Source organism: Oleiphilus messinensis, assembly GCF_002162375.1.
In the GTDB taxonomy this organism is placed as follows: domain Bacteria; phylum Pseudomonadota; class Gammaproteobacteria; order Pseudomonadales; family Oleiphilaceae; genus Oleiphilus; species Oleiphilus messinensis.
Genome location: NZ_CP021425.1, coordinates 2,259,501 through 2,272,458, shown reverse-complemented (window position 1 = coordinate 2,272,458; position 12,958 = coordinate 2,259,501). Strand labels below are relative to the sequence as shown.

General features: G+C 49.0%; 9 protein-coding genes. 3 read left to right on the top strand and 6 right to left on the bottom strand.

The window, feature by feature from the left end:
- Positions 1 to 95: 95 nt before the first annotated feature.
- A complete protein-coding gene (locus tag OLMES_RS09970; RefSeq protein WP_087461129.1) occupies positions 96 to 3,590 on the top strand; it encodes a NahK/ErcS family hybrid sensor histidine kinase/response regulator in 3,495 nt (1,164 codons plus the stop codon).
- Positions 3,591 to 3,602: 12 nt separating this feature from the next.
- Here OLMES_RS09970 and OLMES_RS09965 read toward each other — a convergent pair whose 3' ends face one another.
- The 6 genes from OLMES_RS09965 to OLMES_RS09940 all read right to left on the bottom strand — a co-directional run bounded on the left by OLMES_RS09965 (position 3,603) and on the right by OLMES_RS09940 (position 8,355).
- Positions 3,603 to 4,505, bottom strand: a complete 903-nt coding sequence (locus OLMES_RS09965; RefSeq protein ID WP_087461128.1) for a Dyp-type peroxidase — start codon at positions 4,503 to 4,505, stop codon at positions 3,603 to 3,605.
- A gap of 171 nt (positions 4,506 to 4,676) precedes the next feature.
- Positions 4,677 to 5,180 carry an O-acetyl-ADP-ribose deacetylase gene (locus tag OLMES_RS09960; RefSeq protein WP_087461127.1) on the bottom strand — a complete coding sequence of 168 codons (504 nt, stop codon included), beginning with the start codon at positions 5,178 to 5,180 and terminating at the stop codon, positions 4,677 to 4,679.
- A gap of 87 nt (positions 5,181 to 5,267) precedes the next feature.
- Positions 5,268 to 6,065, bottom strand: a complete 798-nt coding sequence (locus OLMES_RS09955) for a transglutaminase-like domain-containing protein (RefSeq protein WP_232465310.1) — start codon at positions 6,063 to 6,065, stop codon at positions 5,268 to 5,270.
- A gap of 123 nt (positions 6,066 to 6,188) precedes the next feature.
- Positions 6,189 to 6,959 carry a helix-turn-helix transcriptional regulator gene (locus OLMES_RS09950; RefSeq protein ID WP_087461126.1) on the bottom strand — a complete coding sequence of 257 codons (771 nt, stop codon included), beginning with the start codon at positions 6,957 to 6,959 and terminating at the stop codon, positions 6,189 to 6,191.
- Between the two features lie 3 nt (positions 6,960 to 6,962).
- Positions 6,963 to 7,457 (bottom strand): hypothetical protein, encoded by a 495-nt coding sequence (locus OLMES_RS09945; RefSeq protein WP_157678241.1) that lies wholly within the window; start codon positions 7,455 to 7,457, stop codon positions 6,963 to 6,965.
- An 85-nt stretch (positions 7,458 to 7,542) separates the two neighbouring features.
- Positions 7,543 to 8,355 carry a helix-turn-helix domain-containing protein gene (locus OLMES_RS09940; protein ID WP_087461124.1) on the bottom strand — a complete coding sequence of 271 codons (813 nt, stop codon included), beginning with the start codon at positions 8,353 to 8,355 and terminating at the stop codon, positions 7,543 to 7,545.
- Between the two features lie 222 nt (positions 8,356 to 8,577).
- Between OLMES_RS09940 and OLMES_RS09935 the strand changes: the two genes are divergently transcribed.
- Both OLMES_RS09935 and OLMES_RS09930 read left to right on the top strand, forming a co-directional pair.
- Entirely contained in the window at positions 8,578 to 12,504 is a 3,927-nt protein-coding gene (locus OLMES_RS09935) for an HzsA-related protein (RefSeq protein ID WP_087461123.1), read from the top strand.
- 105 nt (positions 12,505 to 12,609) lie between these two features.
- Complete coding sequence (locus tag OLMES_RS09930; RefSeq protein WP_087461122.1) at positions 12,610 to 12,870, top strand: hypothetical protein; 261 nt, start codon at positions 12,610 to 12,612, stop codon at positions 12,868 to 12,870.
- Positions 12,871 to 12,958: the final 88 nt, after the last annotated feature.

Below are 12,958 nucleotides of genomic sequence, written 5' to 3'. Positions count from 1 at the left end.
TAAGACGTATGAGTAATTGCGCTCAGCACTAAAACGTTGAACAATCTCGCTGCTTTGACCGACCAGAAAAAATTTACCGACCAAGAGAGAGGATTATGATACCGGGCTGGATTTTGATCGGGATATCCGTCTTCTATGCGCTGGCCCTTTTTATGGCAGCTTATTATGGCGACAAAATGGCTTCACTCCCCACACGGCCACTGTATCGCGCCACAGTTTACAGCCTATCCCTTGCGGTATACTGCACGTCCTGGACATTTTACGGTGCAGTTGGTCGAGCAACAAACGAGGGAATCGGGTTTCTGCCAATCTACCTGGGGCCATTTCTTTTTATCATTTTCTTCACGCCGCTCATTCAACGCATCATCAATATGAGCAAAAGACAAAATATCACATCCATCGCCGACTTCATTGCCTCCCGATACGGCAAGTCCCAATTGCTTGCTGTGATGGTCACCACCATTGCTACGATTGGCATACTGCCTTACATTGCGCTCCAGTTAAAAGCGGTCGCAATGAGTTACAGCCTTTTAACAACGGGCTCAACCGGAATCAATATTCAACAGGTTCCCGTTGGCGTAGATCCGGCGTGGTACAGCGCCTTGCTCATGGCGCTGTTTGCGCTGCTATTTGGCACCCGACACATCGAAGCAACAGAACACCACCAAGGCATGATGCAGGCAATCGCCCTGGAGTCCATTATCAAACTCGTGGCCTTTTTAGCGGTGGGTATATTTGTTTGCTATTTCCTTTATCAGGGTATGGATGACATTTTCCTTCAGCTTTCACAGAAAATCAGCGTCGAATCCTTTGTGGTACAGAACGTCGACGCAACGACCTTTCTAACCCAAACCCTGATCGCGATGTGTGCAATTATCTGCCTGCCGCGGCAGTTTCATGTCACCGTGGTTGAAAATTACGACGCGAAAGACATGAACGTGGCACGCTGGTTAATGCCAATCTATCTGGTACTGATCAGTATTTTTGTGATTCCGATCGCCGCCGCAGGCATGCTGACTTTTCCACTGGGAGAAATGAATACAGACACATTTGTACTCAGTGTGCCGATGCAAAATGGCCCCTCATGGTTAAGTATTCTGGCTTTCATCGGTGGGGGCTCTGCAGCAACAGCCATGGTAATTGTATCTGCCGTCACGTTAAGTACGATGGTGTGTAATGAAATTGTGATTCCAGGACTGCTCACACTTTTTGGCGAACGTTTAAAAAAACGCAGAGATCTTGGTCCCCTGCTGATTGCAACCCGCCGGGTGGCCATACTGATTATTTTGCTTTGCGCCTATGGCTTCTACCGAATCGCCGCAGCACATGCCACGCTCACCTCATTTGGTCTGTTGTCATTTGCGGCCGCCGCCCAGTTTGCGCCGGCATTGATTGGCGGGGCGACTTGGCGCCAAGGGAATTATCAGGGAGCGATGATTGGCATTCTGGTCGGGTTCACCGTTTGGTTTATCACGCTCTTGCTGCCCACATTGGCGCTTGCAGACCGGGTCCCCGCGGAAGTTTTCGAGTTTGGCGTCAGTACACCTTTAAACTGGGTTAGTCAATCCGAGGATATCAGTGAATCCAGTCGGGTAACCCAAGGCATGATCTGGAGTCTCGGCCTCAATACCCTCTGCTATATTATTTTTTCCATGTTCACCCGACAAAAAGTAAGAGAGCGTATTCAGGTTGCCGCATTTTTTCAGGAATCAGATCATTCTGCTCATGAAGATGAGCTGGTCGGTGAAGCAACCGTTCGTGACCTGCAAGCTGTCGCAGAGCGATTTCTTGGCCCCGAAAAAGCACAAAGTATTCTTGATTACTACGAACGACGCTTCCTCACCCGATTGAGCCCTGGAAAAAAAGCCACAAGAGAGCTACTCCGCTACATTGAAAGCCAGCTCGCCAGTGTAATCGGATCCTCAACCGCGCGGGTAGTTCTGGATTCAACCCTGAAAGGTCGTGACATGCAAATCGAAGATGTGGTCAGCATCGTCGATGAAGCCTCCCAGGTCATGCAGTTTAACCGGGATCTTTTACAATCCGCTATCGAGAACATCAGCCTGGGCATCAGTGTAGTCGATAATCAACAGCGACTCGTTGCCTGGAACCAACGCTATCTGGAGCTGTTCAATTACCCCAAAGGTTTTGTCCGAGTCGGGCGCCCTATTGCAGATCTGGTTCGATTCAACCTGATCCTGGCCGGTATACCCAGTGAAAAGATCGATGAACTCATCAGAAACCGGATCGAACTGATGCAAACCTCGGAAACCCATGAATACGAGCGGGAGCGGCCCGATGGTAGCGTACTCTTGATCCAGGGCACGCCCACCGCCGGTGGGGGCTTCGTTACAACATTCGCCGACATTACGCGAATGCGGAAAACAGAACAGGCCTTAAAAGAATCGAACATTTATCTGGAACAGCGTGTAACAGAACGAACCAATGAACTATCCTATCTGAACTCACAGCTGAGCAAGGCAAAAGCCGTAGCCGAGCAGGCAAACCAGAGCAAAACTCGCTTCCTGGCATCGGCCAGTCACGATCTATTACAACCGTTGAACGCTGCACGATTGTTTTCATCTGCACTTCAGGCAAAAGAAGACTGTCCGGAAGAGCAAAGAGAGCTGCTGGCCCACATTGACAGCTCACTATCCGCAGCAGAAGAAATCCTCAACACTTTGCTGGATATATCCAAACTGGATGCAGGCGTACTGGAACCTCAATTCAGTGCGTTTACCGTTACCGATCTATTGCGACCACTGGATGCGGAGTTTTCAGCAATCGCTGCCGAGAAGAACCTGACACTCCATGTTATTCATTCCTCTGCTGTTGTCCGGAGCGATTTACAACTGCTGCGTCGCTTGATTCAAAACCTGCTGTCCAACGCCTGTCGCTACACCCAGTCCGGTCGCATTGTGCTGGGTTGCCGACGACAACAAAATAATCTGAAGATTCAGGTATGGGACACCGGGACGGGTATTCCGGAGGATCAACTGACACAAATTTTTGAGGAGTTTAAACGCCTGAACCGAAATCAGGACAAGAAAGGTCTCGGACTGGGCTTAGCAATAGTGGATAGAATCAGCCATGTTTTGCACCACCCCGTCGAAGTCCAATCCTGGCTGGGCAAAGGCAGTGTGTTCTCAGTCACAGTGCCTTACGGTCAACTCAGTGCAGAAATTAAACCCACAATCGAAGCGCGCATACCTGGCAGCATCGAAAACCTCCGAGTTTTGTGCATCGACAATGATGCTCACATACTGAACGGCTTGAAAGCACTGCTCCAGGGATGGCACTGCGAGGTGCAAACAGCAATGAGCCTGACCGAAGCTCAAGATCGCCTGCGCCATTTCACACCGGAGATCATTCTGGCAGATTATCAGTTGGATAACGATGAAAACGGGCTCGATGTTCTGGATAACCTCAACAGTCAACGAAGTCCACGGATTCCGGGAATTCTAGTCACTGCTGTGACTGCCGATGAATTGAAGCAGGAAACATTGAGCAGGGGCTACCAGTTTCTGAACAAACCGGTAAAACCCGCCGCCCTGCGCGCAATGGTATCCAAAAAGGTCAGCAGACCCTAAGTCTGCTCGCGCTTAACGCTGCAACGCTGCGGAAAGGTCATCCATCGAAGGCGCAAACCAAAAAGATGATTTTTCTGCCTTGGTGAACTCCATCAGCCGGTCTTTCAAACCATCCTGCCAATGACCCACCATTCGATTTAATAGCACATCATAACGCTCCAGCTCACAGGAGAATGCCACAAAATACAAACCTTTCTGGTGACCGTCCGCAAACGGCATGCTTCGACGGTAGAGCTTGTACGCTTTACCGTTTTCCTTGAAATCAGTTCGGCTGACATGAGATGTTGGCGGCATTTCATCGCCTTCCAGCTCGATACTGTCCGACTTGGTTCTGCCAATAACGCCTTCCTGCTCGGGCACATTCAATTTGTTGAATTCTTGAAGATTGTGGTTCCACTTCTGACTCAACACAAAGCTACCAGATGCCCCTGCCTCACCATCGGGAATCAACGCCACAGGCAATCGGTCATCGCCTTTAGGATTGGCAGAGCCATCCACAAAACCCGTAAGATCACGGGAATCACGGTACACGAAAGTAGAAACATCGGTTTGCAAGGTCGCGATCTGCCCCATCAACTCGTTAATACGAATGACCGCATCCACCAAATCGTCATGCTCATCAGAATGCACCCAAAGCATAATATCACCTTGAGTAGACGGGATAACGACCTCTCCGTTATCGTCTTTCAGGGTTTCAAAGCTGCGAAACCCTTCAGGAATTGCCTCCGGATTCAGCAAACGCCAGAGGTTATAGCCAAAGGTTGCAACCAGATTTACCGAGCGAGGGCCGGAATGGACAATACGATCCAGATCCGCGCGAATCTCACTGAGTGCGACTCCCGCTTTAATTGTATATTCCATAAACTGGCCAAACCGGCTGCCTTCCACAAAAATGCCTGGCTGAGGGGTTGTCATTCAGTTTCTCCTAACGAATTACGGCGTGTACGCAATCAAGATCGATCACTAAAGTTTATTTATAGGTATTGTATAAAATTATATGGTCATGATTCTTTTTTTCTACCGCCTCAGGGGTATATCCATCGTCTCGAACCACTAATTTTACTGTCCCAGGTCAAATTTAAGACCTTAAACCAGCTTTGCCAACGCATTGAACACATCATCACCAAAACAGGCAAAGACCACTCTCTCCAATTTGATTGCTGTTTGACCGAACGCCCGGACTGTACTTATGGCAATACTTGCCGCTTGGGTAATGGGATAACCATAGACCCCACAGCTGATCGCAGGAAACGCAATACTTTCGAGCTCATGTTTCTCCGCCAGACGCAACGAACTCTCATAACAACTGCGCAATAATTCAGGCTCATTCTGTCGCCCGCCTGACCAGACCGGTCCGACGGTATGGATAACAAACCGAGAAGGTAAACGGTATCCTTTGGTGATTTTCGCCTGCCCGGTCTCACAACCTCTTAGCCCACGACACTCCACCAACAAGTCCGGGCCCGCAGCCCGATGAATAGCGCCATCCACGCCCCCGCCACCCAAAAGTGAATTGTTCGCGGCATTGACAATTGCATCCACGTCCAAGGTGGTTATATCCGTTTTAAGTACCTGAATTTTGATGCTCATTTGTACTCCCTAGATCTACATTGTATTTGAGTACTGCGTCTGATGACGTTTCATATTCACTTCAGTTTAGTCGAATTCAGCGGAGACCTATTTCAGACCCCGTTTTCTAATGCACCGGACATTTCGATTCATCAAATGCCGTAACACATAGCGGAACAACCATTTTTTGATGCCCCTCAGGTTGGTGCCTATTTGCCCATAAAACGAATCCGGATCAACATAAGTGCCAAAGTCATCAACGATACCATCCCGCTGAATATAGTTGCTCTGTCCCCGCCACTCGTTGGACGGTTTCGCAAGGCAGTTTGTCGCAATACCATAACCACTGAACCCATCACATTGATCTGCAAATCGAGCCTGAATTTGCGCCAGGTATCGCTGATCAATGATATAACCCTCAATGTCCAGCCATTGGCCTTCAAAGAAAATCTCCACCCAACTGTGGATAATCCGCTCAGGCGCAAATAAAAAGAGATACTTCGGTATCGCCCCTTTTTGCAGCTGATTATCAATCGTGAATCCATGAAACCGGGCAGGTACACCAATTGCCCGAAATAGAGCCATCAATAGTGTGCCTTTTGTGTTGCACTGACCGTATCCATCATGCAACACCTCACTGGCCTTCAGCGTATCATCACGGTTATAGCCAAACTTAATGGTGTCCCTGACAAAATAGTAAACTTCGCCAATGGCCTCATATTCGTTAAGGTTTCGCCAGCCTTTGTCATTAACTAATTGCTGTATCGCCGGGTGTTGAAAGTCGATCATGGTTGAGGTTCTCAAATAAGCAGATAAATCCTCGACCTGCAGAACGCCACTTTTCTTCGATTGCACTTGCGTAGCATTTGATTTAGCCAGAAATGTCATTTGTTTTTGCGCCCCCATAGGTGATACCTCTATCTTGGTTTGTTAAGTTCAACTCAGTGTACAAAGAAACAAAGGGAGCAAACTTGAATAAACTGGCTAAACACGGGCAAAAACACGACAGCTTCGGCGCTAAAAACAAGTCTAGGATGACACTTTAAACAGCAGAGCAGCCTGCCGAATCGTCAAACCAAATTTGCTTTTGAAGGTGCGACTCAGATGAGCACTGTCGGAAAAACCGGTAGCGTGGGCGGCTTCTGTTGCGTTGCCAATTTTTTGTAACAGAACCACTGCGCACAATAATCTGCGCCAAAGAAGATAGGGCCGCCAGGCAATTCCCATTTGTTGCCGGAACAGATGCAAAAAGCGCCCCTCAGAAAGATTGACTTGTCCGGCCACCATTGCCGCTCGCCAATGCTGGGGCTTGACGCAATCTTCCGAAAAGCAACGATTCATAAACGAGATAATCTTTGCAATTCGTGGGTCAAGGGACTTTCCGTCCATATTCAGCAAATGCGAAAAAGCGGTATTTGCAATTCCAAGCCCTTCAAAAAATGAGGACCAGGCCAGCACCCCGTATTCTGCAACACGCTCAGGCTCAGGCGGCTTTACATTGGCAACACTGCCCCACGTCATTCGAACAACCTTGCTACCTTGCAATAGACCAGCCAAAGCATTTCCTAAACTCGATTGAGGTTCTATCAGTATCACCCAACCACCTGCCATGGTCAGGCAATGCTCGACATCCGATGCGATCAAACAGGGCGTGGTAAACGTGTCATCCGAGATCTGCAAGCTTAATTCACCGGCGGGAATGACCAACTGCAAAGCACTATGAGCATGCTGTATAGCCTGCAGTATCTGTGCTTGATATATAAATATCCCCCCTGGCTGGCACAGGACATAGGCATCCATCAGTCACGGGCCCGCTCGATAGACCAAGTCAGCACGTCGGCCTTTGGCTTTGGTATCTGCGTCAAGCCTGGTCTTAACGGCATAGCGCAGCAACGGTACAAATAACATGCAGATCACTACCCCCGTAGAGAACATGTCCGCTACCGTGTGATACTGCTGATAAAACATCAGTGCCAGGTAGCCCAAGAAGGACAGCCACCATAGCCTCCACATACGTTTCCACCACATCGTTAAATGGATCACGAATACTAACGCAACAGCGGTGTGGGTGCTGTAGTCCATCCCGACGTGAGCCCAAATTGTTAGTAAGAAGTCCACTAGCATCAAGCCGTAGGCACACAACAAACTGAAAATCAGCCCGCCGAGCTGACGGGCCAACATCCTCCAGTCACGATGCATCCCCAGACGAACCAACAAAAATATTGAAATCAGTGCTAATAAGGGAATATAGGTGTCGGCTATCGCGTCAAGCATTTCATAACTCAAGGATACACTCAAAGATCCCCCCCTCCGAGTAACTGGAACCTGAAAAAAGCGATGCCACCTGATTCAGATTTGATTCTATTGAACATGGTTCAGTGTTTCATCCTTTAGTTGAGGCTTCACTTTTGCTTGATGTCTTCCCTTTCAACTTCGGCTTTACGCCTTGTTCAGCGTCACTTGAATTATTTTCTTTCTCACCTGAGGTTAAGGTCGCCGGTGCCAGATCGACATCCAGAGGCGCAGGATCATCTCGATCAGAACTCCACTCCGGATGTTTGCGATGATACCAGTTCAATCCCACTCTAAACGCATCATCGGTCAATTTTAGCAAATCCATAAATTCATCGTCCGTTAGCTCACGGGCAATATGATGACGTCGTAATATACTGACAAACCGGCGTTCTCGCTCGAATTGCATGGGTATTCGAGCAATGCCCCAGTCGTCGAGCATCTCCCAGGTTTCCGGACTGTAGGTCCGAATAAATTGTAAAATGAAAGGTACTGGATCATAACGGGCCAAAACAGCAGACAAGCGCAGGATCAATTCAAAAGACAGGGTCGCGGTACCTGCCTCCACTGCTTCGAGTATGGACTTGTCAGACAGGTCGATGGCATCGGCCAGATCATCAACTGTCAAACCTGCAACCTCCCGCAAATCGCGCACATAGTGCCCTGTTTGAGATAACAGTTCCAGTTGCCGATCCGGCATTTTTGCTAACGATTTATTATCAAACAAAACATTGCGAGCCAACTTCAAGATAAGACTGATTGCGGTGCCGGCAACCGTATCCAGGGCATCATCCCGTAAATCGGTGATAAGATTTCGAATCGACCACTTTTTATCTTCATTCGTTTTTTTATTTTCTTTGTGATTTTCGTTACTAACCGCTTTGCGATTTTCTTCCTTTGCCATCCCGATAATCTCCTTAGTGATCAGATTTGAGACTTACGCCAAATTAACTGAACTCTTTTCTGTAAAGTAATGTATTCGTGTGCACACTGCCACACTGATCCCCATGATCCAGGAACTAGACTGAAAACCGTCTAAGCGCGGAACTGATGGTTGCCCAAAAATAACATTCCGGTATGCTTTGCTACCGTAATACATCAGGGAAGCTAACTAAAGGGATTAGTTATGTTCAGAATACAACAACACCTGCTATCCGCACTCACCTGTGCGCTGTTACTGCTGTCGAACACCATTTTCGCGGCAGTCAATTACGACATCGTGTATGTCAAACAACCCCGCAATGGAGACGACGCACACATTGTCTGGCCCGAGGTGTTCCACCCAGGCCGACTCGAGCCCAATTCGGACTTGATACTACTTCATCCCGACGGCAGCGAAGAAGTGCTGGTTGATACCGAATTCGGTGCCGTAACGGATCCGTTTGTCTCATTTGATGGTGAATGGGTGTACTACAGCCTGTTTCACGACTTGCGCCGGGAAAATCTCAACACCCAACGGGGTGACCTTCCGAAGCAGGGTTCGGACATCTATCGGATTCACATTCCAACCCGCAAAGTTGAACGTCTGACGCATCAGGAATTCACACCCAACACCGGCACGGGTGATTGGGATGAAAGCAACCCGGTGAATCCAGACCGAAGTAAAAACCGATTGGGTTACGGCATTTTAAATACCGGGCCAGCCCCCCTTGCCGGTGGAAAAATCATGTTTACCAGCAACCGCAATGGCTTTCGTCCGACTAAAAATTATACCTTTCCGACCATGCAACTGTTCGTAATGGATGAAGACGGGAAAAACGTAACCCCCATCGCCCCCATGAGCATCGGTTCTGCATTGCACCCCACTCCTCTGGCAGACGGTCGGGTGCTGTTTAGTACCTACGAGAGCCAGGGGCTAAGAGATCGCAGACTTTGGGGTATATGGTCAATTTGGCCTGATGGACGGAAATGGGAACCGGTGATCAGCGCATTTCGCTTTGCCAAAGCCTTCCACTTCATGACTCAACTTTCAGATCAAAGTCTGGTCGTCGAGGATTATTACAACCTGAACAATTTCGGGTTTGGTGCACTATACCGTATTCCTCAGGCAACATCAGCGACCGGCCCCCGTTTTCATAGTGCCAACGCCAGTGAAAACCCCAAAATACGCACGGAAAATGCGTACGGTTATTTTCAAATGCCCTTCACCCCAAAAGGGATGTATTCTGTCACACCACTTTCGTCCTCTGCTGACGATGCCGCAACCGATGGATATGGAAAATATACGCACCCAAGCGCAGCCCCGGGCAATGATTTACTGGTTGCCTGGTCAGATGGTCCGGTTAACCGCTTGAAACGTCCCACGCCATGGCCAGCCGTAGATTCGGGAATCTATATCATTCATGACGGAGACCCCGTGAATGATATAACGCAGCTGGAATTGATCAAGAACGATAGTCAATACAATGAAGTCTGGCCGCGTGCAGTTGTCCCGTATAAATCTATTTACGGCATCGATGAGCCTGCCAAATTGCCCTGGCTGCCTAATGACGGGAGCCAACATGCACAACTCCCGGAGGGTACGCCCTACGGTCTGATCGGAACAAGCAGTTTCTATAACAGAGAAACCACTCCAGGTGCCGCCGACGCTGAAAAACCTTTCAGTGGACTGGATGTATTCAACACCAGCCAGAATAACCAAAGCTCAAACTGGAATACACAAGGTTCAGATGCCGGTCAGTATTCCAACAGTGATATTTGGGCGGTAAGAATACTGTCGATGGAGCCCAATCCTGATCGGGGATATGGCCCGCATTCCAGTCCACAAGGCGGCATCTTCTTCAAAAACCATGCAAACGAGCGCCTGAGAATTCTCGGAGAAATCCCGCTACGAAAGTTTGGCTCAAACGGCGAGCCCATACTTGATCCGCAAGGTAACCCGGATACAAGCTTTCTGGCCAAGATACCCGCAGACACGCCCTTTACGTTCCAGACGATTGACCGGAATGGCATGGTCTTGAATATGGCCCAGACCTGGCATCAGGTTCGTCCCGGAGAAGTACGAAATGACTGTGGCGGGTGCCATGCTCACAGCCAGGAACCCGTGAAATTTTCCGATACTGCAGCCGCAAAACCAGATTATGAGATTTGGGATTTAACCCAGTCAACGCCCTTGATCACTCAATCCGGTAACGGTGAGCCTGACGTAATCAAAGTGCCCGAAACGGTGGCGAATATCGAGTTTTATCAGGATATCCGTCCGGTCCTTCAGGAAAAATGTACCAGCTGTCATAGTGCTTCAAACACCCCCATACCGGCACAACTGGTATTGGATGACATCAGCGAGACTGACGGGCTGCCCGGAGACTACAAACGTCTTTGCAGCGATAAAGATGCTGAATACGGCATTCCACCACTGGTCACCGTGGGCAGTAAACCTAAATGGCGGCAAACCAATGCCAGCCGCTATGTGCGACAATTTCAAAGTCGGCGAAGTCTTTTAATGTGGAAATTATTTGGCGAACGGCTTGATGGTTGGCGCAATGAAGATCACCCGAGCGCATCAGTACCGGGTGACCGCTCTACATTACCGGAGGGCACCAGAGTAAACGACTCGGATCTGGATTTTATTGGCAGCGTTATGCCTATTCCCGGTCACGGCGTTGAACCATTGAGCATTGATGAAAAAATGAACTTTGCGCGCTGGATTGATCTGGGCTGTCCCATCGACCTCAGTCTCAATTCCAGTCACGAAGGATACGGCTGGTTCTCGGATGACCTTCGGCCAACTCTCACTATTGCCGCACCCAGAGCTGGCGTGAACCCTGTCCCGCCTTCGGCGATCAAAATTGGTATTGCGGACGCTTTCAGTGGCATTAACAGAGCATCCCTGCGCGTAACCGCCGATTTTGAGGTGAACGGCCTTGCTGCAGGGACTGACTTGAGCGCAGAGTTCAGTGATTTGGGTGGCAATGTTCTCAGCTTACCTTTAACTACTTCACTAACAGCCGGGATGCCAGGCACTGTGTACGTTGAAGTTGCCGATATGCAGGGCAATATAACCCGGGAAGCGCGCTCGTTCTCAATCGCGATTGACGACAGCAATCCCCCAAATGATGACAATCCACCTGATGACGATACACCTGATGACAATGCATCCGGCGGTAACAACGATGGAAACACTACGTCATATTTAACCATATCGGACACAACATTGTTCAGCTATAGCAGCAGTCAGGATAACAACGGAACCGTAGCACTCTCCGATGACGGGCTGGCCATAACACTTCAGGGTAATCTTTGGAAACAGATCGAGTATCCCCTTACGATTACCGAAAATACGGTTCTGGAATTTCAATTCAGAAGCCTGCACGAGGGCGAAATTCACGGTATTGGTGTCGACTACGCCCGTGATGAAATCAACTCAAGTTACAATTTTCAATTGTTTGGCACACAACGCTGGGGCCTCCAGAATTATCACAGATCACCACCACTGGGTGACTGGGTTGCTTTCGAAATCCCGATCGGGAAATATTTCACTGGCGAGTTCAAAGGAATCAACCTAATCAATGACCATGATGTCAATACGCCTGAAGCAAACAGCCAATTCAAGAATATTCGCTTGTTTGAAGTCAAACCCGAACCACCTGTCACAAACCTGGAAGTGGCAATCGAGCCGACAAAATTGCACAGCTACGACGGGAATCAAGACAGTAACGGGACAGCAGACATCTCTGATGATGGCAGAACACTGGAACTATCCGGAAATACCTGGAAGCAACTGACGGCAGCGATTCGGGTCGAACCCGAGACCGTATTGGTATTCGAATTCAGGGCTGGAGCGCAAGGGGACATACACGGCATCGGGCTGGACGTACAGCAACAGGAAATCAGCTCCCAGTACAATTTTCAACTGTATGGAACCCAACGCTGGGGAATTCAGGATTTCCATGAATACAACGGCGCTGACTGGCGACAATTCATCATTCCGATCGGTGAGTACTTTACTGGCGATTTCACCGGCATAAACTTCATCAACGATCATGACATCGCCATACCCACGGCCCAAAGCGCATTCAGGAATGTTAGAGTGCTTACAGCAGAAAAGGAATAGAAATCCGGTCATCTCGACCCTGTCATTTTGAAGTCACATAGCCCGGCTATCATAGCCGGGTTCTCCGGTTCTATGCCCTCCTTGGCCAACCTTTGGATACCGCCCATGGTAAAACACGTTAGTACCATTATCCTTGCCTGGCTGTTAATTATTGCGGGATTGATTGTGCTCCCGCTCCCCATACCACTTGGCTTGGTGATGATTGTAGTCGGCGCGGCCCTGCTTGCCGGAAGCAGTCCAGCATTTCGCCGCTATATTCAGCGCGTGCGCCTTCGAAACCCCAAAATCGATAAAAAGATTAAACGATTTCAGCACAGGCTACCCGCCTGGTTAAGGGAGAGATTGATCTCGACCGAACCAAAATGAGTCATTTTTGCAGGCTGCAAGCAACCCAATTTCGTACTCTTTTACAAAAAAGCTGGCCATTACTCTCATTGATTGCATACAATTGCCC